This window comes from Burkholderia sp. A2 (assembly GCF_001729305.1).
GTDB classification, from domain to species: domain Bacteria; phylum Pseudomonadota; class Gammaproteobacteria; order Burkholderiales; family Burkholderiaceae; genus Burkholderia; species Burkholderia sola.
On record NZ_LZXX01000087.1, the window covers coordinates 154,637 to 177,262 of the forward strand.

The 22,626-nt window shown below is 64.8% G+C and carries 23 protein-coding genes; 19 read left to right on the top strand and 4 right to left on the bottom strand.

Annotated features, from left to right (window positions below; all coding sequences use genetic code 11):
* The 18 genes from A9Z05_RS11300 to A9Z05_RS11385 all read left to right on the top strand — a co-directional run bounded on the left by A9Z05_RS11300 (position 1) and on the right by A9Z05_RS11385 (position 18,256).
* Positions 1 to 1,254 carry an NADH-quinone oxidoreductase subunit D gene (locus A9Z05_RS11300; RefSeq protein WP_009694120.1) on the top strand — a complete coding sequence of 418 codons (1,254 nt, stop codon included), beginning with the start codon at positions 1 to 3 and terminating at the stop codon, positions 1,252 to 1,254.
* Between the two features lie 184 nt (positions 1,255 to 1,438).
* Positions 1,439 to 1,924: an NADH-quinone oxidoreductase subunit NuoE gene (nuoE, locus tag A9Z05_RS11305; protein ID WP_006478266.1), complete on the top strand. Its 486-nt coding sequence runs from the start codon at positions 1,439 to 1,441 to the stop codon at positions 1,922 to 1,924.
* Complete coding sequence (gene nuoF / locus A9Z05_RS11310; protein WP_017331620.1) at positions 1,921 to 3,243, top strand: NADH-quinone oxidoreductase subunit NuoF; 1,323 nt, start codon at positions 1,921 to 1,923, stop codon at positions 3,241 to 3,243. Before nuoE ends, nuoF begins: the two co-directional genes overlap by 4 nt.
* A gap of 85 nt (positions 3,244 to 3,328) precedes the next feature.
* The gene (nuoG, locus tag A9Z05_RS11315) at positions 3,329 to 5,659 is read left to right on the top strand and encodes an NADH-quinone oxidoreductase subunit NuoG (RefSeq protein ID WP_069618165.1); all 2,331 of its coding nucleotides are present in this window, start codon (positions 3,329 to 3,331) and stop codon (positions 5,657 to 5,659) included.
* On the top strand, positions 5,660 to 6,727 hold the full coding sequence (nuoH, locus tag A9Z05_RS11320) for an NADH-quinone oxidoreductase subunit NuoH (protein WP_069618166.1): 1,068 nt from the start codon (positions 5,660 to 5,662) through the stop codon (positions 6,725 to 6,727). It abuts the gene before it with no gap.
* Between the two features lie 10 nt (positions 6,728 to 6,737).
* A complete protein-coding gene (nuoI, locus tag A9Z05_RS11325; RefSeq protein ID WP_006484869.1) occupies positions 6,738 to 7,226 on the top strand; it encodes an NADH-quinone oxidoreductase subunit NuoI in 489 nt (162 codons plus the stop codon).
* A gap of 112 nt (positions 7,227 to 7,338) precedes the next feature.
* Complete coding sequence (locus A9Z05_RS11330) at positions 7,339 to 7,989, top strand: NADH-quinone oxidoreductase subunit J (RefSeq protein WP_011545812.1); 651 nt, start codon at positions 7,339 to 7,341, stop codon at positions 7,987 to 7,989.
* Positions 7,990 to 8,007: 18 nt separating this feature from the next.
* Positions 8,008 to 8,313: an NADH-quinone oxidoreductase subunit NuoK gene (gene nuoK, locus A9Z05_RS11335; RefSeq protein WP_006478272.1), complete on the top strand. Its 306-nt coding sequence runs from the start codon at positions 8,008 to 8,010 to the stop codon at positions 8,311 to 8,313.
* A 17-nt stretch (positions 8,314 to 8,330) separates the two neighbouring features.
* The gene (nuoL, locus tag A9Z05_RS11340; protein ID WP_069618167.1) at positions 8,331 to 10,391 is read left to right on the top strand and encodes an NADH-quinone oxidoreductase subunit L; all 2,061 of its coding nucleotides are present in this window, start codon (positions 8,331 to 8,333) and stop codon (positions 10,389 to 10,391) included.
* A 17-nt stretch (positions 10,392 to 10,408) separates the two neighbouring features.
* Positions 10,409 to 11,899 (top strand): NADH-quinone oxidoreductase subunit M, encoded by a 1,491-nt coding sequence (locus A9Z05_RS11345; protein ID WP_069618168.1) that lies wholly within the window; start codon positions 10,409 to 10,411, stop codon positions 11,897 to 11,899.
* 39 nt (positions 11,900 to 11,938) lie between these two features.
* Positions 11,939 to 13,393: an NADH-quinone oxidoreductase subunit NuoN gene (gene nuoN / locus A9Z05_RS11350; protein ID WP_069618169.1), complete on the top strand. Its 1,455-nt coding sequence runs from the start codon at positions 11,939 to 11,941 to the stop codon at positions 13,391 to 13,393.
* The gene (locus A9Z05_RS11355; RefSeq protein WP_006484867.1) at positions 13,393 to 13,689 is read left to right on the top strand and encodes a DUF2818 family protein; all 297 of its coding nucleotides are present in this window, start codon (positions 13,393 to 13,395) and stop codon (positions 13,687 to 13,689) included. The genes nuoN and A9Z05_RS11355 overlap by 1 nt, the downstream gene beginning before the upstream one ends.
* A 39-nt stretch (positions 13,690 to 13,728) precedes the next feature.
* Positions 13,729 to 14,319 carry an NUDIX domain-containing protein gene (locus A9Z05_RS11360; protein ID WP_012328901.1) on the top strand — a complete coding sequence of 197 codons (591 nt, stop codon included), beginning with the start codon at positions 13,729 to 13,731 and terminating at the stop codon, positions 14,317 to 14,319.
* A 136-nt stretch (positions 14,320 to 14,455) separates the two neighbouring features.
* Positions 14,456 to 14,878 carry a DUF1178 family protein gene (locus tag A9Z05_RS11365; RefSeq protein ID WP_006750470.1) on the top strand — a complete coding sequence of 141 codons (423 nt, stop codon included), beginning with the start codon at positions 14,456 to 14,458 and terminating at the stop codon, positions 14,876 to 14,878.
* Positions 14,879 to 14,933: 55 nt separating this feature from the next.
* On the top strand, positions 14,934 to 16,130 hold the full coding sequence (locus A9Z05_RS11370) for an acyl-CoA dehydrogenase family protein (protein WP_069618170.1): 1,197 nt from the start codon (positions 14,934 to 14,936) through the stop codon (positions 16,128 to 16,130).
* Positions 16,131 to 16,149: 19 nt separating this feature from the next.
* Positions 16,150 to 17,283: an acyl-CoA dehydrogenase family protein gene (locus A9Z05_RS11375; protein WP_069618171.1), complete on the top strand. Its 1,134-nt coding sequence runs from the start codon at positions 16,150 to 16,152 to the stop codon at positions 17,281 to 17,283.
* Between the two features lie 38 nt (positions 17,284 to 17,321).
* Positions 17,322 to 17,783: a MaoC family dehydratase gene (locus A9Z05_RS11380; RefSeq protein WP_069618172.1), complete on the top strand. Its 462-nt coding sequence runs from the start codon at positions 17,322 to 17,324 to the stop codon at positions 17,781 to 17,783.
* Positions 17,780 to 18,256 (top strand): MaoC family dehydratase, encoded by a 477-nt coding sequence (locus A9Z05_RS11385; RefSeq protein ID WP_069618173.1) that lies wholly within the window; start codon positions 17,780 to 17,782, stop codon positions 18,254 to 18,256. Before A9Z05_RS11380 ends, A9Z05_RS11385 begins: the two co-directional genes overlap by 4 nt.
* A gap of 47 nt (positions 18,257 to 18,303) precedes the next feature.
* Here A9Z05_RS11385 and A9Z05_RS11390 read toward each other — a convergent pair whose 3' ends face one another.
* Positions 18,304 to 18,996, bottom strand: a complete 693-nt coding sequence (locus A9Z05_RS11390) for a glutathione binding-like protein (RefSeq protein WP_069618190.1) — start codon at positions 18,994 to 18,996, stop codon at positions 18,304 to 18,306.
* A gap of 222 nt (positions 18,997 to 19,218) precedes the next feature.
* Positions 19,219 to 20,010, bottom strand: coding sequence for an oxepin-CoA hydrolase, alternative type (locus tag A9Z05_RS11395; protein WP_069618174.1), 792 nt, complete (start codon positions 20,008 to 20,010; stop codon positions 19,219 to 19,221).
* A 203-nt stretch (positions 20,011 to 20,213) separates the two neighbouring features.
* Here A9Z05_RS11395 and A9Z05_RS11400 point away from each other — a divergent pair, with 203 nt between their 5' ends.
* A complete protein-coding gene (locus A9Z05_RS11400) occupies positions 20,214 to 20,870 on the top strand; it encodes a glutathione S-transferase (protein ID WP_069618175.1) in 657 nt (218 codons plus the stop codon).
* A 39-nt stretch (positions 20,871 to 20,909) separates the two neighbouring features.
* Here the strand turns inward: A9Z05_RS11400 and A9Z05_RS11405 are convergent, their stop codons facing one another.
* Positions 20,910 to 22,082: a pyridoxal phosphate-dependent aminotransferase gene (locus A9Z05_RS11405; RefSeq protein WP_069618176.1), complete on the bottom strand. Its 1,173-nt coding sequence runs from the start codon at positions 22,080 to 22,082 to the stop codon at positions 20,910 to 20,912.
* A 28-nt stretch (positions 22,083 to 22,110) separates the two neighbouring features.
* Complete coding sequence (locus A9Z05_RS11410) at positions 22,111 to 22,608, bottom strand: putative toxin-antitoxin system toxin component, PIN family (RefSeq protein ID WP_069618177.1); 498 nt, start codon at positions 22,606 to 22,608, stop codon at positions 22,111 to 22,113.
* Positions 22,609 to 22,626: the final 18 nt, after the last annotated feature.

Below are 22,626 nucleotides of genomic sequence, written 5' to 3' on the forward strand. Positions count from 1 at the left end.
ATGGCAGAAATCAAGAACTACACGCTCAACTTCGGCCCGCAGCACCCGGCAGCGCACGGCGTGCTGCGCCTCGTGCTCGAGCTCGACGGCGAAGTCATCCAGCGCGCCGATCCGCACATCGGCCTGCTGCACCGCGCGACGGAAAAGCTCGCGGAATCCAAGACCTTCATCCAGTCCGTGCCGTACATGGACCGTCTCGACTACGTGTCGATGATGGTCAACGAGCACGGCTACGTGCTCGCGATCGAAAAGCTGCTCGGCATCGACGTGCCGGAGCGCGCGCAGTACATCCGCGTGCTGTTCGACGAAATCACGCGCGTGCTGAACCACCTGATGTGGATCGGCGCGCACGCGCTCGACGTCGGCGCGATGGCCGTGTTCCTGTACGCGTTCCGCGAACGCGAAGACCTGATGGACGTGTACGAAGCGGTGTCCGGCGCCCGGATGCACGCGGCCTACTATCGTCCGGGTGGCGTCTACCGCGATCTGCCTGACGCAATGCCGCAATACAAGGCGTCGAAGATTCGCAACGAGAAGGCGCTCGCGAAGATGAACGAAGCGCGCAGCGGCTCGGTGCTCGACTTCATCGACGATTTCTTCACGCGCTTCCCGAAGTGCGTCGACGAATACGAAACGCTGCTGACCGACAACCGGATCTGGAAACAGCGTCTGGTCGGGATCGGCGTGGTGAGCCCGGAACGTGCGCTGCAGATGGGCCTGACGGGCCCGATGCTGCGCGGCTCGGGCATCGCGTGGGACCTGCGCAAGAAGCAGCCCTACGAAGTGTACGACCGGCTGGATTTCGACGTGCCGGTTGGCGTGAACGGCGATTGCTACGACCGCTATCTGGTGCGCGTCGAAGAAATGCGCCAGTCGATCCGCATCGCGAAACAGTGTATTGAGTGGCTCCGCAAGAATCCGGGCCCGGTGATGACGGACAATCACAAGGTTGCCCCGCCGTCGCGCGTCGGCATGAAGACCAACATGGAAGACTTGATCCACCATTTCAAGCTCTTCACCGAAGGTTTCCATGTGCCGGAAGGCGAAGCGTACGCGGCGGTCGAGCATCCGAAGGGCGAGTTCGGCATCTATCTCGTGTCGGATGGCGCCAACAAGCCGTATCGCCTCAAGATTCGCGCGCCGGGTTTCGCGCACCTGGCGTCGCTCGACGAAATGGCGCGCGGTCACATGATCGCCGACGCCGTCACGATCATCGGTACGCAGGACATCGTGTTCGGCGAAATCGATCGCTAATGGTTGCGCCGCTCGCGAGTGCGGGCGGCGAGCAGTCAGTCACACGCGGAGTCACAAGCGGTATGCGCCGAACCGGCGCGGCTTCGCAAGCTGTCAACAGAGTGAGCGCCAGGTCTGCCGTCCATGCACCCCAGTGTGCGGCAGGTTGTTCGTTCGGTAGGAATTGAAAGAGTCGTGTCTGAAAATGATCTCAGCTGAAGGCCTGAAGGAAATCGATCGAGCGTTGACGAAGTATCCCGCCGATCAGAAACAGTCCGCCGTGATGTCGGCGTTGGCCGTGGCTCAGGAAGAGCATGGCTGGCTGTCGCCCGAACTGATGCAGTTCGTCGCGGACTATCTCGGCATGCCGGCCGTCGCCGTGCAGGAAGTCGCGACGTTCTACACGATGTACGAGCTCAAACCGGTCGGCAAGCACAAGATCACGCTCTGTACGAACCTGCCGTGCCAGCTCGGCCCGCACGGCGGCGCGGAAGCGACTGCCGATTACCTGAAACAGAAGCTGGGCATCGGCTTCGGCGAGACCACGCCCGACGGCAAGTTCACGCTGAAGGAAGGCGAATGCATGGGCTCGTGCGGCGATGCGCCGGTGCTGCTGGTGAACAATCACAGAATGTGCAGCTTCATGAGCCGCGAGAAGATCGACCAGCTGCTTGAGGAGCTCTCGAAATGACGTCCCTCCACGACCGTCACATCAAACCGCTGATCCTCGCTGGTCTGAACGGCGAGAACTGGCACCTCGAAGACTACGTTGCGCGCGGCGGTTACAAGCAGCTGCGCCGCATTCTCGAAGAAAAGATTCCGCCCGAGCAGGTGATCGCCGACGTGAAGGCGTCGGGCCTGCGCGGCCGCGGCGGTGCGGGCTTCCCGACCGGCCTGAAGTGGAGCTTCATGCCGCGCCAGTTCCCGGGGCAGAAGTACCTCGTCTGCAACTCGGACGAAGGCGAACCGGGCACGTTCAAGGATCGCGACATCCTGCGCTGGAACCCGCACGCGCTGATCGAAGGCATGGCCATCGGCGCATACGCGATGGGCATCACCGTCGGCTACAACTACATCCACGGCGAGATCTTCGAAGTGTATCGACGCTTCGAAGCCGCGCTGGATGAAGCGCGCGCGGCCGGGTTCCTCGGCGACAACATCATGGGCTCGGAATTCTCGTTCCAGCTGCACGCGCACCACGGTTACGGCGCGTACATCTGCGGCGAGGAAACGGCGCTGCTCGAGTCGCTCGAAGGCAAGAAGGGCCAGCCGCGCTTCAAGCCGCCGTTCCCGGCGAGTTTCGGCGTGTACGGCAAGCCGACCACGATCAACAACACCGAGACGTTCGCCGCGGTGCCGTTCCTGCTGTCCATCGGGCCGCAGAATTACCTCGAGATCGGCAAGCCGAACAACGGCGGCACGAAGATTTTCTCGGTGTCGGGCGACGTCGAGCGTCCGGGCAACTACGAAGTGCCGCTCGGCACGCCGTTCGCGACGCTGATGGAGCTCGCCGGCGGGATGCGCGGCGGCAAGAAGATCAAGGCCGTGATTCCGGGCGGTTCGTCGGCGCCGGTGATCCCGGGCGACATCATGATGCAGACGGATCTCGACTACGATTCGATCGCGAAGGCGGGCTCGATGCTCGGTTCCGGCGCGGTGATCGTGATGGACGAGACGCGCTGCATGGTGCGCTCGCTGCTGCGCCTGTCGTACTTCTACTACGAGGAATCGTGCGGGCAGTGCACGCCGTGCCGTGAAGGCACCGGCTGGCTGTATCGCGTCGTGAACCGTATCGAGCACGGCGAAGGGCGGCAGGAAGATCTGGACCTGCTGAACTCGGTGGCCGAGAACATCATGGGCCGCACGATCTGTGCGCTCGGCGATGCGGCGGCGATGCCGGTGCGCGGGATGCTCAAGCACTACTGGGACGAATTCGCGTACCACGTCGAGCACAAGCATTGCATGGTCGGCGGTCACGCGCCGCATGTGGCTTCGGCTGCGGCGGCCTGAAGCGAAACACCCGGTTGCGGAATTTGAGCGCACGGTCGGGCGAACGCGCGAACGGGCGGAAATAGGTTAAGGACCATTCACCATCATGGTTGAACTTGAAATAGACGGCAAGAAGGTCGAGGTGCCCGAAGGCAGCATGGTGATCCAGGCTGCGCACAAGGCGGATACGTACATTCCTCACTTCTGCTATCACAAGAAACTGTCGGTCGCGGCCAACTGCCGGATGTGTCTCGTCGAAGTCGAGAAGATGCCGAAGGCCGTGCCTGCCTGCGCGACCCCCGTGTCGGCCGGCATGATCGTCCGCACGCAGTCCGACAAGGCCGTCAAGGCGCAGCAGTCGGTGATGGAATTCCTCCTCATCAATCACCCGCTCGATTGCCCGATCTGCGATCAGGGCGGCGAATGCCAGCTGCAGGATCTGGCGGTCGGCTACGGCAAGTCGTCGTCGCGCTACTCGGAAGAAAAGCGCGTGGTGTTCCACAAGAACGTGGGCCCGCTGATCTCGATGGAAGAAATGTCCCGCTGCATCCACTGCACGCGCTGCGTCCGCTTCGGCCAGGAGATCGCCGGCGTGATGGAGTTCGGCATGCTGGGCCGCGGCGAGCATTCGGAAATCACGACGTTCGTCGGCAAGACGGTCGACTCCGAACTGTCGGGCAACATGATCGACCTGTGCCCGGTCGGCGCGCTGACCAGCAAGCCGTTCCGCTACAGCGCCCGTACGTGGGAACTGTCGCGCCGCAAGTCGGTGAGCCCGCACGATTCCGTCGGCGCGAACCTCGTCGTGCAGGTGAAGAACAACCGCGTGATGCGCGTGCTGCCGTTCGAGAACGAAGCGATCAACGAATGCTGGATCTCGGACAAGGACCGCTTCTCGTATGAAGGCCTCAACAGCGAAGAGCGCTTGACGAAGCCGATGCTGAAGCAGGGCGGCCAGTGGATCGAAACCGACTGGCAAACCGCGCTCGAATACGTCGCGAAGGGCCTGAAGGGCATCGCCGCGGATCACGGCGCGAACGCGCTGGCGATGCTCGCGAGCGCGCACAGCACCGCGGAAGAGCTGTTCCTTGTGAAGCAGCTCGCCAGCGAACTGAAGACGCCGAACGTCGACTTCCGTCTGCGCCAGCAGGATTTCTCGGCGCCGGTCCAGGGCGCACCGTGGCTCGGGATGCCGATCGCCGACCTGTCGAACGTGGACGCCGCGTTCGTCGTCGGTTCGTTCCTGCGCCGCGACCACCCGCTGTTCGCATCGCGCCTGCGTCAGGCTGCGAAGAACGGCGCGAAGCTGCACTTCCTGCACGCGACCGGTGACGATGCACTGATCCCGACCGCGCAGCGCATCGTTGCTGCACCGTCCGCATGGCTCGACGAGCTGGCCGGCATCGCCGCCGCCGTCGCGCAACTGCGCGGCGTCGCGCTGCCCGACGCGCTGGCTGGCGTCACCGCATCGCCGGCCGCGCAAGCTGTCGCACAGTCGCTCGCGAACGGCGACCGCCGCGCGGTGCTGCTCGGCAACGTCGCGGTCCGTCATCCGCAATTCGCGAAGCTGCACGCCGTCGCGCAGTGGATCGCCGAGAACACCGGCGCCACGTTCGGCTTCCTGACGGAAGCGGCGAACACGGTCGGTGCGCACGTCGTGGGCGCACTGCCGGGCGAAGGCGGCCTGAATGCACGCGAAGCGTTCGCGCAGCCGCGCAAGGGCTACGTGCTGCTGAACGTCGAGCCGGAATTCGACACAGCCGATCCGGCACAGGCGCTGGCCGCACTGAACCAGGCGGAGATGGTCGTCGTGATGTCGCCGTTCAAGCACGGCCTCGACTACGCCGACGTGCTGCTGCCGGTTGCGCCGTTCACGGAAACGGCCGGCACGTTCATCAACGCCGAAGGCACCGTGCAGAGCTTCAACGGCGTCGTGCGTCCGCTCGGCGACACGCGTCCGGGCTGGAAGGTGCTGCGCGTGCTCGGCAGCCTGCTCGGTCTGCCGAACTTCGAATACGAGACCGCGGAAGAAGTGCGTGTCGCCGCGCTCGGCGACGCCGGCGTCGCGGGCCGTCTGTCGAACCAGACGTCGGTCGCGCCGGTTCGCGCTGCAGCGAATGCCGCGAACGGCGGCTTCGAGCGCCTGGCCGATGTGCCGATCTATCACGCCGACGCGCTCGTGCGCCGTGCAGGTGCGCTGCACCTGACGGCCGCCGCGAAGGCGGCGAATGCCGCAGCCCTGCCGGCCGCGCTGTTCGACAAGCTGGGCTTGAAGGAAGGCGACGCGGTGCGCGTGCGCCAGGGCGAGCGTGCGGTGCAGTTGCCGGCCGTGCGCGACGCGAATCTTGCGGAGACGGTCGTTCGCGTGTCGGCGGCAACGCCTGCCGGCGCAGCGCTCGGCAGCCTGTCCGGTGAACTGGTGGTGGAGAAGGCGTAAATGAGCTTGTTCGATACGATCAACGCGGGCGGGTCCCAGCTTCTCGGCTTCGCATGGCCGACGGTATGGGCCGTCGTGCGCATCCTCGTCGTCTCCGTCGTCATCCTGCTGTGCGTCGCGTACCTGATTCTGTGGGAACGCAAGCTGATCGGCTGGATGCACGTGCGTCTCGGCCCGAACCGCGTCGGCCCCGGCGGCCTGCTGCAGCCGATCGCCGACGTGCTGAAGCTGCTGCTGAAGGAAGTCATCCAGCCGAGCGCCGCCAGCCGCTGGCTGTACCTGATCGCGCCGGTGATGACCGTCGTGCCGGCATTCGCCGTGTGGGCGGTGATCCCGTTCCAGGCCGAAGCCGTGCTCGCGAACGTGAACGCGGGCCTGCTGTACGCGATGGCGATCTCGTCGATCGGCGTGTACGCGGTGATTCTCGCGGGCTGGGCGTCGAACTCGAAGTACGCGTTCCTCGGTGCAATGCGCGCCGCGGCACAGATGGTGTCGTACGAAATCTCGATGGGCTTCGCGCTGGTGCTCGTGCTGATGACGGCCGGCAGCCTGAACCTGTCGGAAATCGTCGGTTCGCAACAGCACGGCTTCTTCGCCGGCCACGGCGTGAACTTCCTGTCGTGGAACTGGCTGCCGCTGCTGCCGGCGTTCGTCGTCTACTTCATCTCGGGCATCGCCGAAACGAACCGTCACCCGTTCGACGTGGTGGAAGGGGAGTCGGAAATCGTTGCCGGTCACATGATCGATTACTCGGGCATGGCGTTCGCGCTGTTCTTCCTCGCCGAGTACATCAACATGATCGTGATCTCGGCGCTGGCGGCGACGCTGTTCCTCGGCGGCTGGGACGCACCGTTCGAATTCCTGTCGTTCATCCCGGGCATCTTCTGGCTCGTGCTGAAGGTCTTCGCGCTGCTGTCGGTGTTCATCTGGGTGCGCGCGACGTTCCCGCGCTACCGTTACGACCAGATCATGCGTCTGGGCTGGAAGGTGTTCCTGCCCGTCACGGTGGTCTGGGTGGTCGTGGTCGGCTTCTGGATGATGTCGCCGCTGAACATCTGGGTGAAGTAAGGACGAAATCATGACGGCTATCCAACACTTCTTTAAGACCTTCTTCCTGACCGAGCTGCTGAAGGGGCTCGCGCTGACCGGTCGCTACACGTTCAAGCGCAAGTTCACCGTGCAGTTCCCGGAAGAGAAGACGCCGATTTCGCCGCGTTTTCGCGGGCTGCATGCACTGCGCCGCTACGAGAACGGCGAAGAGCGCTGCATCGCGTGCAAGCTGTGCGAGGCCGTGTGCCCCGCGCTGGCGATCACGATCGAATCGGAAACGCGCGCCGACAACACGCGCCGCACCACGCGCTACGACATCGACCTGACGAAGTGCATCTTCTGCGGTTTCTGCGAAGAGAGCTGCCCGGTCGATTCGATCGTCGAGACGCAGATTCTCGAGTACCACGGCGAAAAGCGCGGCGACCTGTATTTCACGAAGGATATGCTGCTCGCGGTGGGCGATCGCTACGAGAAGGACATCGCCGCGGCGAAGGCTGCCGACGCGCCGTATCGTTGATTGTGTTTGCAGTGCCGGCCCGGCATGAACGATGAACGGGCCGAGCCGCCGCGACGGGTGCGGGCGTTCCGCAAGCCGCGCCTGACTATGGCCTAACGATGAACCGGTAATCATGGAATTCACGACCGTACTGTTCTACATCTTCGCGCTGCTCCTGGTGGTATCAGGGCTGAAGGTGATCACTTCGCGCAACCCGGTGGCGTCTGCGCTTTTCCTTGTGCTGGCGTTCTTCAACGCCGCCGCGATCTGGATGCTGCTCGAAGCGGAGTTCCTCGCGATCCTGCTGGTTCTGGTCTACGTGGGCGCGGTGATGGTGCTGTTCCTGTTCGTCGTGATGATGCTGGACATCAACATCGACTACCTGCGCCGCGACTTCAAGCGCTTCGTCCCGATGGCGACCGTGGTCGGCGCGATCATCGTGATCGAAACCGCGCTGATCCTGTGGCGCGGCTACGGCGACACGCACACCGTGCATGCGATGGCGACGGGCGAGATGGCCAACTGGTCGAATACGCGCCTGATCGGCAAGGTGATCTACACCGACTACATCTTCGCGTTCGAAATCGCCGGCCTCGTGTTGCTGGTCGCGATCATTGCCGCGATCGGGCTGACCGAGCGCAAGGGCAAGGACAGCAAGCGCCAGCGCGTGTCGGATCAGGTCAAGGTGCGTCGCAACGACCGCGTGCGCCTCGTGAAGATGGAAGCGGACAAGCCGCAGCCGGAGACGGCGCAGAGCGAAGCCGGTTCGGGCACCAACGGCTAAGCGGAGGAAAAGAAAACCATGCTGACTCTTGCTCACTACCTTGTGCTCGGCGCGATCCTGTTTGCGATCGCGATCGTCGGGATTTTCCTGAACCGCCGCAACGTCATCATCATCCTGATGTCGATCGAACTGATGCTGCTGGCGGTGAACACCAACTTCGTCGCGTTCTCGCATTACCTCGGCGACGTGCACGGCCAGATCTTCGTGTTCTTCGTGCTGACCGTCGCCGCAGCGGAAGCCGCGATCGGCCTCGCGATTCTGGTGACCCTGTTCCGTAAGCTCGACACGATCAATGTCGAGGATCTCGATCAGCTCAAAGGTTAATTTCAGGCAACGCTGTTATGTCAACGACACTCAATGAAAACCTGCTGCTGGCGATTCCGCTCGCTCCGCTGGCCGGCTCGCTGATTGCGGGGCTGTTCGGGAACGCAGTCGGGCGCAAGGGCGCACACCGGATCACGATCCTCGGCGTGATGATCGCGTTCCTCCTGTCGGCGAAAGTCTTCTTCGACGTGATGGGCGGCGCGAGCTTCAACGCGACCGTCTACGAATGGATGAACGTCGGCTCGCTTAAGCTCGAGGTCGGCTTCCTCGTCGATTCGCTGACCGCGATGATGATGGTCGTCGTGACCTTCGTCTCGCTGATGGTGCACGTGTACACGATCGGCTACATGGCGGAAGAGGACGGCTACCAGCGCTTCTTCTCGTACATCTCGCTGTTCACGTTCTCGATGCTGATGCTCGTGATGAGCAACAACTTCCTGCAGCTGTTCTTCGGCTGGGAAGCGGTGGGTCTGGTGTCGTACCTGCTGATCGGCTTCTACTTCACGCGTGAGAGCGCGATCTACGCGAACATGAAGGCGTTCCTCGTGAACCGCGTGGGCGACTTCGGCTTCCTGCTCGGCATCGGCCTGCTGCTCGCGTTCGCCGGCTCGATGAACTACGGCGAAGTGTTCGCGAAGCGCGCGGAACTCGCGAGCCTGCACTTCCCGGGCACCGACTGGGGCCTGCTGACCGTCGCCTGTATCTGCCTGTTCATCGGCGCGATGGGTAAATCGGCGCAGTTCCCGCTGCACGTGTGGCTGCCGGACTCGATGGAAGGCCCGACCCCGATCTCCGCGCTGATTCACGCGGCGACGATGGTCACGGCCGGCATCTTCATGGTGTCGCGCATGTCGCCGCTGTTCGAGCTGTCGGATACCGCGCTGTCGTTCATCACGGTGATCGGCGCGATCACGGCGCTCTTCATGGGCTTCCTCGGCATCGTCCAGAACGACATCAAGCGCGTGGTCGCGTACTCGACGCTGTCGCAGCTCGGCTACATGACGGTCGCGCTCGGCGTGTCCGCTTACCCGGTCGCCGTGTTCCACCTGATGACGCACGCGTTCTTCAAGGCGCTGCTGTTCCTCGGCGCCGGCTCGGTCATCATGGGCATGCACCACGACCAGGACATGCGCAACATGGGCGGCCTGCGCAAGTACATGCCGATCACGTGGATCACGTCGCTCGTCGGTTCGCTCGCGCTGATCGGCACGCCGTTCTTCTCGGGTTTCTACTCGAAGGACTCGATCATCGACGCGGTGAAGCTGTCGCACCTGCCGGGTTCGGGCTTCGCGTACTTCGCGGTCGTCGCGAGCGTGTTCGTCACGGCGCTGTACTCGTTCCGCATGTACTTCCTGGTGTTCCACGGCGAAGAGCGCTTCCGCCATCCGAAGCATCCGGAATCGCCGATGGGCATGGCTGCCGCACATGGCCACGACGATCACGGCCATGGCCACGACCACGGTCACGACGACCACGCGCACGAGCCGCACGAGACCCCGTGGGTCGTGTGGGTGCCGCTGGTCCTGCTGGCGATCCCGTCGGTGATCATCGGCGCGATCGCGATCAGCCCGATGCTGTTCGGCGATTTCTTCCAGCACGGCGTCGCATTCGACAAGGTGATCTTCATCGGCGAAAACCACCCGGCGCTGGCCGAGATGGCCGAGGAGTTCCACGGCTGGGTCGGCATGGGCCTGCACTCGGTGTCGGGCCTGCCGGTGTGGCTCGCGCTCGCCGGTGTGGTCGTCGCGTGGTTCCTGTACCTGAAGCGTCCGGAGCTGCCGGCGTCGATCCGCCGCGCGTTCGGCCCGATCTACACGCTGCTGGACAACAAGTACTACATGGACAAGATCAACGAAGTGGTGTTCGCCCGCGGTTCGGTGGCGATCGGCCGCGGCCTGTGGAAGGAGGGCGACGTCGTGGTGATCGACGGCCTCGTCAACGGCAGCGCCCGGTTCATCGGCTGGTTCGCCGGCGTGATCCGCTTCCTCCAATCCGGTTACATCTATCACTACGCGTTCGCCATGATCATCGGCATGCTGGGGCTCCTGACCCTGTTTGTAACGCTCGGCGGCAAATAAGGCGGGAGACAACACTAATGCACGCTTTTCCGATTCTCAGTACCGCGATCTGGCTGCCGATCGTTTTCGGCCTCCTCGTGCTGGCGGTGGGTAACGACAAAAATCCGGGGACGGCCCGCTGGGTCGCGCTGATCGGCGCGCTGCTCGGCCTCGCGGTCACGATCCCGCTGATCACGGGCTTCGACTCGAGCACGGCTGCGCTGCAGTTCGTCGAGAAGTCGACCTGGATCGAACGCTTCGACATTGCGTATCACCTCGGCGTCGACGGCATCTCGATGTGGTTCGTCGTGCTGACCGCGCTGATCACGGTGATCGTCGTGATCGCCGCCTGGGAAGTGATCACCGAGAACGTCGCGCAGTACCTCGCGGCGTTCCTGATCCTGTCCGGGATCATGATCGGCGTGTTCTCGGCGGCCGACGGCCTGCTGTTCTACGTGTTCTTCGAGGCGACCCTGATCCCGATGTACATCATCATCGGCGTGTGGGGCGGCCCGAACCGCGTGTATGCGGCGTTCAAGTTCTTCCTGTACACGCTGGCCGGCTCGCTGCTGATGCTGGTCGCGCTGATCTACCTGTACACGCAGACGCATTCGTTCGACCTCGCGACGTGGCAGAACGCGAAGATCGCGATGACGCCGCAGGTCCTGCTGTTCATTGCGTTCTTCCTCGCGTTCGCGGTGAAGGTGCCGATGTGGCCGGTGCACACGTGGCTGCCGGACGCGCACGTGGAAGCGCCGACGGGCGGCTCGGTCGTGCTGGCGGCGATCATGCTGAAGCTCGGCGCATACGGTTTCCTGCGTTTCTCGCTGCCGATCACGCCTGACGCGAGCCACTTCCTGGCTCCGGTCGTGATCACGCTGTCGCTGATCGCGGTGATCTACATCGGCCTCGTCGCGATGGTGCAGGCCGACATGAAGAAGCTGGTCGCGTATTCGTCGATCGCACACATGGGCTTCGTCACGCTCGGCTTCTTCATCTTCAACCAGCTCGGCGTCGAAGGCGCGATCATCCAGATGATCTCGCACGGCTTCGTGTCGGGCGCGATGTTCCTATGCATCGGCGTGCTGTACGACCGCGTGCACTCGCGCCAGATCGCCGACTACGGTGGCGTCGTCAACGTGATGCCGAAGTTCGCGGCATTCGCGATGCTGTTCTCGATGGCCAACTGCGGCCTGCCGGGTACGTCGGGTTTCGTCGGCGAGTTCATGGTGATTCTCGCGGCCGTCCAGTACAACTTCTGGATCGCCTTCGGCGCGGCCTTCACGCTGATCCTCGGCGCGGCCTACACGCTGTGGATGTACAAGCGCGTGTACTTCGGCGCGGTCGCGAACGATCACGTCGCCAAGCTGAAGGACATCGGCCGTCGCGAATTCCTGATGCTGGCCGTGCTCGCCGCGTTCACGCTGCTGATGGGCCTGTATCCGAAGCCTTTCACCGACGTGATGCACGTTTCCGTCGAAAACCTCCTCTCCCACGTCGCGCAGTCGAAGCTGCCGCTGGCCCAGTAATCGCGAGCGGAGGAACTCAAGATCATGCAAAACGCCCCTATGAATGTCCTGTTGCCTGACGCGCTGGTGCTGGCCGCCATCGTCGTCGCATGGCTGAACGACACCTTTACCGGTGCGTCCGGCCGCCGCCTGACCTATCTGATCGCGGTCGTCTCGTCGGTCGTCGCCGGCGTGTGGTTCTCGGTCCAGGCGCTCGACCCGCAGCAGTACTACTTCTTCTCGAAGATGGTCGTCGTCGACTCGTTCGCGAGCACGATGAAGGCCGTCGTGTCGTTCGGTTTCGCGGTGTCGCTCGTCTATTCGCGCAAGTACCTCGAAGACCGCGACATGTTCCGCGGCGACGTGTTCCTGCTCGGCATGTTCTCGCTGCTCGGTCAGCTGGTCATGGTGTCGGGCAACAACTTCCTGACGCTGTACCTCGGCCTCGAACTGATGTCGCTGTCGCTGTATGCGGTCATCGCGCTGCGCCGCGACGCCGCCCAGTCGAGCGAAGCCGCGATGAAGTACTACGTGCTGGGCGCGCTCGCGTCGGGCTTCGTGCTGTACGGCATCTCGATGCTCTATGGCGCGACCGGCTCGCTCGAGCTCGGCGAGGTGTACAAGGCCGTCGGCGGCAACACCGACGCGGCCGTGCTGATGTTCGGCGTGGTCTTCATCGTCGCCGGTATCGCGTTCAAGCTGGGCGCCGTGCCATTCCACATGTGGGTGCCGGACGTCTACCAGGGCGCACCGACCGCGATGACGCTGTTCGTCGGCGGCGGCCCGAAGGTGGCCGCGTTCGCGTGGGGTCTGCGCTTCCTGGTGATGGGCCTGCTGCCGCTCGCGCAGAACTGGCAGACCGCGCTCGTGATCCTCGCCGCGCTGTCGCTGATCGTCGGCAACATCACCGGTATCGTCCAGCGCAACATCAAGCGGATGCTCGCGTACTCGGCGATCTCGAACATGGGCTTCGTGCTGCTCGGCCTGCTCGCCGGCATCGTGAAGGGCGACGCGACGGCACCGGCGAACGCGTACAGCTCGGCGATGTTCTACGCGATCGTCTACCTGATCACGACGCTCGGCTCGTTCGGCGTGGTGATGCTGCTCGCGCGCCGCGATTTCGAGGCGGAAACGATCGACGACTTCAAGGGCCTCAACAAGCGCAGCCCGGTGTTCGCGTTCGTGATGATGGTCATGATGTTCTCGCTGGCCGGCATCCCGCCGACCGTCGGCTTCTACGCGAAGCTCGCCGTGCTCGAGGCGACCGTCAACGCGGGTCTCACGTGGCTGGCCGTACTGGCCGTGATCACGTCGCTGTTCGGCGCGTTCTACTACCTGCGCATCGTGAAGCTGATGTACTTCGATGCGCCGCAGGATTCGACGCCGATCTCGGGCGATTTCTGCAAGCGCACGATCCTCGTGCTGAACGGCCTGGCCGTCGTCGTGCTCGGCCTCATTCCGAGCCCGCTGCTGACCGCCTGCCTGCAGGCAATCCGTCACACGCTGCCGCTGTAATGTCGGCAGCCGGCTGGTTCATCGTGCTGTTGGCGCTCGTCTGCGCCAACCTGCCGTTCCTGAACCAACGCCTCTTCGCCGTCGTGCCGTTCGGCGCGACGAAGAAGAACGCGTGGGTGCGGATCGGCGAGCTGATCGTGCTGTACTTCATCGTCGGCGCGCTCGGCTTCTGGCTCGAGTCGCGCGCCGGCAACCGCTTCGAACAGGGCTGGCAGTTTTACGCGATCACGTTCAGTCTCTTCGTCGTGTTCGCGTTTCCCGGCTTCACGTTCCAGTATCTCGTCAAACGACGCTGACGGCTTCGGCCGTCCGTCGTGCTCATTCAGGAGCCGCCGATGGCCGAACTACCCAATCACGACGCCGCACTGACCGAAACCTGCCTCGAAAGCGAGGCGATCTTCGAAGGCGCGTTCCTCAAGCTCAAGCGCGACACCGTCCGCCTGCCGGACGGCAAGAAGGCCACCCGCGAATACGTGCAGCACCCAGGCGCGGTGATGGTGATCCCGCTGTTCGACGACGGCCGCGTGCTGATGGAGAGCCAGTTCCGCTATCCGATCGGCAAGGTGATGGCCGAATTCCCGGCCGGCAAACTCGACCCGAACGAAGGCGCGCTTGCGTGCGCGGCGCGCGAACTACGCGAGGAAACCGGCTACACGGCGCGCGAATACGTGTTCCTGGCCCGCATTCATCCGATCATTTCCTATTCGACCGAATTCATCGACCTGTACCTCGCGCGCGGGCTCACGGCCGGCGAGCGCAAGCTCGACGAAGGCGAATTCCTCGAAACCTTCACCGCGACGCTGGCCGACCTGCAGGAATGGGTGCGCACGGGCCAGATCTCCGACGTGAAGACGATCATCGGTACGATGTGGCTCGACAAGGTGCTGTCCGGCACGTGGCCGCTCGGGCCGGTCGTCACGCCCTGAGCACGGCGTCAGCGGCGGGCGGGGTGCCGCGTTACAATCCGGTGACGCGGTGCGTTCGCGCCGCGCGATCCGGATTTAGCACGACCGTTCACAAAACGGCTTTTTGCGCTACACTCGTCACACGCCCTGATTCAGCATGAAGGTTCTCGATTTACAGTGTCCGCACGGTCATCGGTTCGAAGGCTGGTTCGCTTCCGCCGATGAATTCGAAGCGCAGTTGTCCCGCAAGCTGGTCGAATGCCCGGTATGCGGAACGACGGAGATCAACCGGATGCCGTCGGCGCCGCGCCTGAACCTGTCGGGCGCGACGCAGGCGCAGCCGGCCGATCCGCGTGCGCTGCAGGCGCAGGTGATGCGCGCACTGCGCGAGGTGCTGGAGAAGACCGAGAACGTGGGCGAGCGCTTCGCCGAGGAAGCGCGGCGCATTCATTACAACGAGGCGCCGGCACGCAGCATTCGCGGCGTCACGACGCCGGAGGATGCGCAGTCCTTGGTCGAAGAAGGCATCGACGTGATGCCGCTGCCGATTCCTGCCGCGCTGAAAGAACCGCTGCAATGACGTACGCAGTGTGTCCTTGGCCGGGCCGGACGGCCGCGGACAGGAGACACTGCGCATGGATCTGGATTACTCCCCCGCCGACGACGCGTTCCGCGCCGACGTCCGCGCCTGGCTCGAGGCCAACCTGCCTCACGCACTGCGCGCCAAGGTACTCGATCACAAACGACTCGACCGCGAGGATTTCGCGAGCTGGCACCGGATTCTGGGCCAGCGCGGCTGGTCCGCGCCCGCCTGGCCGGTCGAATACGGCGGCCCGGGCTGGAACGCGACGCAGCGGCACATCTGGGACGAAGAGTGCGCACGGATCGGGGCGCCCACCGTACTGCCGTTCGGGGTGTCGATGGTCGCGCCGGTCCTGATGAAATACGGCAGCGAAGCACAGAAGCGCCACTATCTGCCCCGCATTCTCGACGGCACCGACTGGTGGTGCCAGGGCTATTCGGAGCCGGGCTCCGGGTCGGACCTGGCATCGCTGCGCACGCGTGCCGAACGTCACGGCGATCACTACGTCGTTAACGGCCAGAAGACATGGACGACGCTCGGCCAGTACGCCGACATGATGTTCTGCCTCGTGCGCACCGATCCGGCCGCGAAGAAGCAGGAAGGCATCTCGTTCCTGCTGATCGACATGAAGACGCCCGGCATCACGGTACGCCCGATCATCACGCTCGACGAGGATCACGAAGTCAACGAGGTGTTCTTCGAGGACGTGAAGGTTCCCGTCGAGAATCTCGTCGGCGACGAGAACCGCGGCTGGACCTACGCGAAATACCTGTTGGGCCACGAGCGCACCGGCATCGCGCGCGTCGGCGCGTCGAAGCGGGAGCTCGCGTTCCTGAAGCGCGTCGCATCGAACCAGCGCAAGAACGGCAAGCCGTTGCTCGCCGATCCCGTGTTTGCCGCGAAGGTCGCGGCGCTCGAAGTCGAGTTGATGGCGCTGGAAGTGACGGTGCTGCGCGTCGTCAGCCGCGAAACGAGCGGCAAGGGGCCCGGCCCCGAGGCGTCGATGCTGAAGATCAAGGGCACCGAGGTGCAGCAGGCGCTCACCGAGCTGATGGTCGAAGCGATCGGTCCGCTGGCCGCACCGTTCGACGTGCCGTTCCTCGACGGCGAGCGCGAACACAGCATCGCTGGCGACGACGATGCGGCGCCGCTCGCCGCGTACTACTTCAATTACCGGAAGACGTCGATCTACGGCGGATCGAACGAGATCCAAAAGAACATCATCGCGCAGATGATTCTGGGGCTGTGATCACGGAACGGAGACAACCATGGATTTCAGCTTTACCGATGAGCGGCAGCAGTTCGCCGACGCGCTGCGCCGGTATCTCGGCGAGCAATACGGCTTCGACGCGCGCCAGGCGATCGTGCACGGCGATACCGGCGTGTCGGAAGCACAGTGGAGCGCATTCATCGAACTGGGCTTGACCGCGTTGCCCGTGCCGGACGCGCAGGGCGGCTTCGGCGGTGGGCCGGTCGACATGCTGGTCGTGATGCAGGAGCTCGGCCGTGCGCTCGTGGTCGAGCCGTACTGGGCCACGGCGGTTGGTGTCGAGGCGTTGCGGATCGCCGGCTCTGGCGCGGGCGACGATGCCGCGCTGCTGGAGGCGGTCGCGCAGGGGCACAAGCGCGTGGCGGTCGCATTCCACGAACCACACGCGCGCTACGCCCTGTACGAACTCGACACGCACGCGCGCGGGCAGGGCGGCACGTACCGGCTGACCGGCACCAAGTCGGTGGTTCAGCACGGCGCCCAGGCGCACGCGTGGATCGTGCCTGCGCGGGTCGACGGCGGCGGCATCGGTCTCTTCGTCGTCGAATGCGATGCGGCCAACGCGAAGGTGGTCGACTACCGGACCATCGACGGCCAGCGCGCCGCGACGATCATGTTCAACGACACGCCGGGCCGACTACTGACGGGTGGGGCGCGCGACGCGGCGGCGCTCGAGCAGATCGCCGATTACGCGACCTTCCTGCTGTGCGCGGAAGCAGTCGGCGCGCTCGACGAACTGAATCGCGCGACGGTCGAATACACAAAGACACGCGAGCAGTTCGGCGTGCCGATCGCGCGTTTTCAGGCGTTGCAGCACCGGATGGTCGACATGCTGATCCATGCGGAGCAGGCGCGTTCGCTGACCTATCTCGCGGCGGTGCGCTACGCGAACGGCGATGCCGATGCGCGGCGCAAGGCCGTGTCGGCCGCGAAGGCGCGGGTCGGCGCGGCCGCGCGCTTCGTCGGCCAGCAGGCGGTCCAGCTGCACGGCGGCATGGGCGTGACCAACGAGGTGGCCGCCGCGCATTTATTCAAGCGGCTGTCGATCATCGAGACGACGCTCGGCGATACCGATCATCACCTCGCCCGCATCGCGGCGCTGCCCGATTTCGCGCAGACCGACGTAGCATGACGGCGACGCGCGAGCGCGCCAGACAAGGAGACTTATCAGTGGGCATCAGCTACGAAGACCTGGTGGTCGGCAGTACCACCGAAGTGGGCCGCTACACGTTCGAGGCGGACGACATCAAGACGTTCGCGAAGCGCTACGATCCGCAGCCGTTCCATGTCGACGAGGAAGCAGGGAAGGCGTCGCATTTCGGCGGGCTCGTCGCGAGCGGCTGGCATACGTGCTCGGTGTTCATGAGCCTGCTGGTCCAGAAGCTCGGGCCGGATTCGACCAGCATGGGCTCGCCGGGCATCGATTCGATCCGCTGGCTGAAGCCGGTGCGCGCCGGCGACACGATCACGATGTACCAGAAGGTGCACGACAAGCGCGTGTCGGAGAGCAAGCCCGACCGCGGCATCGTGTCGACGGAATGGATCGGCGTGAACCAAGCCGGCGAGACGGTGATCTCCGTGCATACCAAGGTGATTTTCGGGCTGCGCCATCCGGGGGGCGCGAACCCATGACCGACGTGACCTTGCCGCTGATCGCCTCGGCGCAGGCATTGCAGGCGCGGGTCGGCGCGGAGCCGCTCGCGAGCGGCTGGATCGAGATCGACCAGCCGCGCGTCGACGGGTTCGCCGACGCGACCGGCGATCATCAATGGATTCACGTCGACCCCGAACGTGCGCGGCGCGAGTCGCCGTTCGGCGGGCCGATCGCGCACGGGTTCCTGACGCTGTCGCTGATTCCTGCATTGATGACCGACGCGATGCGCTTCGAGCAGAAGATGGGCGTGAACTACGGGCTGAACCGCGTGCGGTTTTTGAAGCCGGTGCCGGTCGGGGCGCGCGTGCGTGCGCTGTTCGCGGTGAAGGAAACCGCCGACGCCGCGCGCGGCGGCATCCAGGCGACGTGGTCGGTATCGATGCAGGTCGAGCGTCCCGATGCGCCACTGCCGGTATGCGCGGCGGAGTTCATCACGCTGCATTACTTCTGAAGCACGGAGCGGCATGCACGGATGCCGCTCCGCTCGTCGCACGCTCGTCAGTGCTTCGCGTATTGCGTTGCGCCGAACAACACCTCGCGTGCCTTGTCGTCCTGCAGCGCCTTGCGCATCGACGCGAGCACCTCGACGCCGCGCTGCACGGCTGGTCGCGCGGCGATCGCCTCGTGCCAGCGCTTCACGTTCGGCAGCGCGTCGAGCACGATGCCCTGGTTCTGCCACGAGCGCGTCCACGGGAACGTCGCGATGTCCGCGATCGTGTACGTGTCGCCCGCGAGATACTCGGATTCGCCGAGCCGCTTTTCCATCACGTTGTACAGGCGCTTCGCTTCGTTCGTGTAGCGGTTGACCGCATACTCGATCTTCTCCGGCGCATACAGCCGGAAGTGGTGCGCCTGGCCGAGCATCGGGCCGACGCCGCCCATCTGGAACATCAGCCACTCGAGCGTCGCATAGCGCGCGGCCGGATCGGTCGGCAGGAACTTGCCGGTCTTCTCCGCGAGGTAGATCAGGATCGCGCCCGATTCGAACAGCGAGATCGGCTGGCCGCCGGGGCCGTCCGGATCGACGATCGCGGGGATCTTGTTGTTCGGGCTGATCTTCAGGAACTCGGGCGCGAACTGGTCGCCGGCACCGATATCGACCGGATGCGCGCGATACGCGAGGCCGGTTTCCTCGAGCATGATGTGCACCTTGTGGCCGTTCGGGGTCGCCCAGCTATAGACGTCGATCATCGTCAACTCCTGTGTGGCATGCGCGAAAACGGCGCCGGCGGCGCCGCGACAGGCGGTCATTAGAGCATGGATCGACACCGGCTGCTGGCGACCGAAACGCGCGTGCCGACGGGCATGCGCGGCCGGGCCGGAGATCGCTGCCGGCGTGGCGCGCGGCGTCGACGGGCCGCATCGGATGGACGCGGCGTGGCGCGGCGTCGGTTCGAAGGCCGACGCGGCGGATCAGCGCTTGTAGCGCGGCTGGCGCTTCTCGAGAAAGGCGGTGATGCCTTCGAGCCCGTCCGCATGATGCAGCGACGCGACGAAATGATCGCGCTCGGTGCCGAGGTGCGCGTCCAGTGGCTGCGCGGTCGCGTCGTCGAGCAGCGACTTGATGCGCGTGAGCGCATTCGGCGAGATGCCGGCGAGCGTGTCGGCCCAAGCCAGTGCGTCGCTCAGGGCCGTGCCGGGCGCGGCGAGCCGGTTGACGACGCCGAGCACATGCAGGCGTTCCGCGGCGACCGGCTTGCCCTCGAACAGGATCTCGGCCGCGATCGCACGCGGCAGCGCGCGGGCGAGAAACCACGAGCCGCCGCCGTCGGGCGTCAGGCCGACGCGCGCATACGACATCACGAATTTCGCATCGTGTGCGGCGACGATCAGGTCGCACGCGAGCGCGAGCGAGAAGCCCGCTCCGGCCGCCGCGCCTTCGACGGCCGCGATCACCGGCTTCGTCGACGCGCGGATCGCCGTGACCCATGCCGCGAGCTGATCAATGCTGTCGGCCTGGAAGGACGGATCCTTCGAGCGATTCTCGAGCAGCCGGTTCAGGTTGCCGCCTGCGCAGAAGAAACGATCGGCGCCCGTCAGCACGACGGCGCGAATCGCCGGATCGCGCTCGGCGGTGGCGAGCGCTTCGATGCCGGCCGCGTACATGTCGGGATGCAGCGCGTTGCGCGCGCCGGGATTGGACAGCGTGAGGACGAGCGTCGATTCGCTCTCGGGCGGACGCGAGGCCAGCAGTTCAGCACTCATGCGAGCGTGTCTCCATCGGATGGCGCGGCGGCGACGCCGCGTGTATCGTGCGGACGGACAGAGCCGACGCCGCAGCGGAGGTAATGTTGTCGTGACGAACGCACAACTTGCTTTAGACTAGCACGGACGTGCTTTTCAGCGCGATGAATCCCGATGCGGCCTGCGGTCGATGCGGCCGCACTTCAGCAACGAAGGAGACACCGATGCTACAGCTGTGCGGTATTCCGTTGTCCAACTATTACAACAAGGTGAAGTTCGTCCTGCTCGAGCATGACATTCCGTTCGAGGAAGCGGTGTGCGGTCTGCCGATCAGCGATCCGGCGCAGCTTGCCGATTCGCCGCTCGGCAAGATTCCGTTCCTGAAGACCGAAGAGGGCGCGCTGTTCGAGTCGCAGGCGATCATCGAATACCTGGCGGCTCGCTATCCCGATAAAGGCATTTTCCCGCCAAGCCCGTTCGCGGCGGCGAAGGTGCGCGAACTCGTCGAGACGCTCGAGCTGTATCTCGAATGGATGGCGCGCGAGGTGTACACGGAAGCGTTTTTCGGCGGCAAGGTGAGCGACGGGATGAAGGCGCACGTCGAGAAGCGCCTGCCGCGCGCGATCGATGCCTTCAAGCAGATGACGCGGTTTTCGCCGTATGTGCTCGGGGAATCGTTCGGCCTCGCGGACATTGCCGCGTGGGTTCATCTGCCGGTCATCGGCATGGCGACGAAGGCCGTCTTCGGGCGCGACTTCCTGCTCGAGGCCGGCATCGACTGGAAGGCGCACGCGAAGACGGTCAGTGAACGTCCTGCCGCGCAGCGCGTGGCAGCCGAGCGCAAGGCGTATGTCGAAGCGGCGAACGTCGTGCGTTCGTAAGCGTTTCTGACGGGCGGCGCGTGGCCGCCCGTGCCGGGCTTACAGGCGGGCGAGCCGTTCGAGCGCGGATGCGAGCGTGCTTTCCTGCTTCGCGAAGCAGAAGCGCACGACGCCCGATTCGTGCGGCTCGTGATAGAACGCCGACACCGGAATGGCGGCCACGCCGATCTCCGACGTGAGCCACTTCGAGAATTCCGCTTCGGGCAAGTCGCTGATCGCCGAGTAATCGACGCACTGGAAGTACGTACCCGTGCACGGCAACAGCTTGAAACGCGTGCGCTCGAGGCCGGCCCGGAAGAAGTCGCGCTTGCGCTGATAGAAGCCCGCGAGCGACAGGTACGGCGCCGGGTCGCGCAGATAGTCGGCGAGCCCGATCTGCATCGGCGTGTTCACCGTGAACACGTTGAACTGATGGACCTTGCGGAATTCCGCGGTCAGCGCCGCGGGCGCCGCGACGTAACCGACCTTCCAGCCCGTCACGTGATAGGTCTTGCCGAAGCTCGACACGATGAAGCTGCGCGCGGCGAGCTCCGGGTAGCGCGCGACGCTCTCATGGCGCGCGCCGTCGTAGACCATGTGTTCATAGACCTCGTCGGACAGGATCAGCACGTTGGTGCCGCGCACGATGTCCTCGAGCTTGCGCATGTCGGCCTCGCGCCACACGGTGCCCGTCGGGTTGTGCGGCGTGTTGATCAGGATCATCCGCGTCTTCGGCGTGATCGCGGCCGCGAGACGGTCGAACGGGATCGTGTAGTCGGGTGCGTCCAGCGTGACGAACACGGGCTTGCCGCCGGCAAGCTCGATCGACGGCAGGTAGCTGTCGTAGGTCGGCTCGACGACGATCACTTCGTCTCCCGGATGCACCGCGCACAGGATCGCCGTCAGCAACGCCTGCGTCGCGCCGGCCGTCACGGTGATTTCGGTGCCCGGATCGTAGCGCCGGCCGTACACCTGCGCGATCTTGTCGGCGATTGCGTCGCGCAGCGGCGCGACGCCGGCCATCGGCGGGTACTGGTTGTGCCCGTTGCGCATCGCGGCTGCGACCGCATCGACGATGCGCGGATCGCAATCGAAATCCGGGAAGCCCTGGCCGAGGTTCACCGCGCCTTTTTCGGCGGCAAGCGCGCTCATGACCGTGAAGATCGTCGTGCCGACGTTCGGCAGGCGCGACGGGAAAACGGGAGTCGTTGGCATATCTGAAGGAGCGTTCATCGATACGGTCGAATTCGGGTGGGAGGCGTCAGGCCGGCGTCGCCGTGGCGGACGGCGTGGCGTCGAGTGCGCAGGCTTCCACGAACGGCGCGGGTTGCGCGATCCGGAAGCCGAAGTCGCGTGCGGTGCGTTTCGCGAGCTTCAGCAGCGCGCGGTCTTTCGACACGAGCCACTCGGCCTGCGCGGCGCGGGCGAGTTCGAGGAATTTCTGGTCGTCGCGGTCCTTGCATTTCGGCAGCGGCGGCGCGTCGGCGTCGACGGGCGACGGTTCGACGAGGCTTGCGAGCCGGACAACGGTCGCGAGCGCGGCAGCCTTGTCGATCGCGCGCGACTGGAACTGCGGATAGTCGAGCACGTATTCGAGCTCGGTCAGGCAGCGGCCGTCGATCACGGCGGCCAGCGTGCCGCGCTCCAGCGCGGCCCGGATCGGGCGCGTAGCGGGGTCGTCGAATACGAGGATGTCGATCCAGACGTTCGAGTCGAGCACGACGCGATGTGCGGCATGCGGGGCGAGAGAGCGGGTCATTCGTTACAATCGGTGGTT

What these genes read in the sequence shown, in the direction of transcription:
- A9Z05_RS11375 (WP_069618171.1), top strand. Translation starts at nt 16,150, where the DNA reads ATGGATTTCAGCTTTACCGATGAGCGGCAGCAGTTCGCCGACGCGCTG.
- A9Z05_RS11360 (WP_012328901.1), top strand. Translation starts at nt 13,729, where the DNA reads ATGGCCGAACTACCCAATCACGACGCCGCACTGACCGAAACCTGCCTC.
- A9Z05_RS11395 (WP_069618174.1), bottom strand. Translation starts at nt 20,010, where the DNA reads ATGAGTGCTGAACTGCTGGCCTCGCGTCCGCCCGAGAGCGAATCGACG.
- nuoH (WP_069618166.1), top strand. Translation starts at nt 5,660, where the DNA reads ATGAGCTTGTTCGATACGATCAACGCGGGCGGGTCCCAGCTTCTCGGC.
- A9Z05_RS11390 (WP_069618190.1), bottom strand. Translation starts at nt 18,996, where the DNA reads ATGATCGACGTCTATAGCTGGGCGACCCCGAACGGCCACAAGGTGCAC.
- A9Z05_RS11355 (WP_006484867.1), top strand. Translation starts at nt 13,393, where the DNA reads ATGTCGGCAGCCGGCTGGTTCATCGTGCTGTTGGCGCTCGTCTGCGCC.
- A9Z05_RS11410 (WP_069618177.1), bottom strand. Translation starts at nt 22,608, where the DNA reads ATGACCCGCTCTCTCGCCCCGCATGCCGCACATCGCGTCGTGCTCGAC.
- nuoE (WP_006478266.1), top strand. Translation starts at nt 1,439, where the DNA reads ATGATCTCAGCTGAAGGCCTGAAGGAAATCGATCGAGCGTTGACGAAG.
- A9Z05_RS11330 (WP_011545812.1), top strand. Translation starts at nt 7,339, where the DNA reads ATGGAATTCACGACCGTACTGTTCTACATCTTCGCGCTGCTCCTGGTG.
- nuoI (WP_006484869.1), top strand. Translation starts at nt 6,738, where the DNA reads ATGACGGCTATCCAACACTTCTTTAAGACCTTCTTCCTGACCGAGCTG.
- nuoL (WP_069618167.1), top strand. Translation starts at nt 8,331, where the DNA reads ATGTCAACGACACTCAATGAAAACCTGCTGCTGGCGATTCCGCTCGCT.
- nuoN (WP_069618169.1), top strand. Translation starts at nt 11,939, where the DNA reads ATGAATGTCCTGTTGCCTGACGCGCTGGTGCTGGCCGCCATCGTCGTC.
- A9Z05_RS11370 (WP_069618170.1), top strand. Translation starts at nt 14,934, where the DNA reads ATGGATCTGGATTACTCCCCCGCCGACGACGCGTTCCGCGCCGACGTC.
- A9Z05_RS11400 (WP_069618175.1), top strand. Translation starts at nt 20,214, where the DNA reads ATGCTACAGCTGTGCGGTATTCCGTTGTCCAACTATTACAACAAGGTG.
- A9Z05_RS11345 (WP_069618168.1), top strand. Translation starts at nt 10,409, where the DNA reads ATGCACGCTTTTCCGATTCTCAGTACCGCGATCTGGCTGCCGATCGTT.
- A9Z05_RS11365 (WP_006750470.1), top strand. Translation starts at nt 14,456, where the DNA reads ATGAAGGTTCTCGATTTACAGTGTCCGCACGGTCATCGGTTCGAAGGC.
- A9Z05_RS11300 (WP_009694120.1), top strand. Translation starts at nt 1, where the DNA reads ATGGCAGAAATCAAGAACTACACGCTCAACTTCGGCCCGCAGCACCCG.
- nuoG (WP_069618165.1), top strand. Translation starts at nt 3,329, where the DNA reads ATGGTTGAACTTGAAATAGACGGCAAGAAGGTCGAGGTGCCCGAAGGC.
- nuoK (WP_006478272.1), top strand. Translation starts at nt 8,008, where the DNA reads ATGCTGACTCTTGCTCACTACCTTGTGCTCGGCGCGATCCTGTTTGCG.
- nuoF (WP_017331620.1), top strand. Translation starts at nt 1,921, where the DNA reads ATGACGTCCCTCCACGACCGTCACATCAAACCGCTGATCCTCGCTGGT.
- A9Z05_RS11385 (WP_069618173.1), top strand. Translation starts at nt 17,780, where the DNA reads ATGACCGACGTGACCTTGCCGCTGATCGCCTCGGCGCAGGCATTGCAG.
- A9Z05_RS11405 (WP_069618176.1), bottom strand. Translation starts at nt 22,082, where the DNA reads ATGAACGCTCCTTCAGATATGCCAACGACTCCCGTTTTCCCGTCGCGC.